This window comes from Kingella pumchi (assembly GCF_022288825.1).
In the GTDB taxonomy this organism is placed as follows: Bacteria; Pseudomonadota; Gammaproteobacteria; order Burkholderiales; family Neisseriaceae; genus Kingella_D; species Kingella_D pumchi.
The window spans coordinates 1-213 of the sequence record NZ_JAKOOW010000038.1; the positions used below are offsets into that span (position 1 = coordinate 1).

The 213-nt window shown below is 46.0% G+C and carries 1 pseudogene; it reads right to left on the bottom strand.

The annotated features are described in order from the left end of the window. Positions 1–38: 38 nt before the first annotated feature. Positions 39–213, bottom strand: a pseudogene (locus tag MB824_RS10705) (IS110 family transposase); the annotation flags it as partial.

The window sequence follows — 213 nt, forward strand, 5'->3', positions numbered from 1 at the left end:
ATTTTTCACCCCGTCGGGCAAAAATACCAAAACTCAAATCAAGCCGTTTGGATACCATTTTCGGTGGTATCGTTTTTGACAAAGTAATCACGCATCCGGGCATTCAATATCGTCAGCAGTTTGCGCATACATGCCGTAACGGCAACCTTATACGGCTTACCCTTGGACAGCAGGCGCTGATAGAAATCCCGAATAAGCGGTTCAAAACGTGTC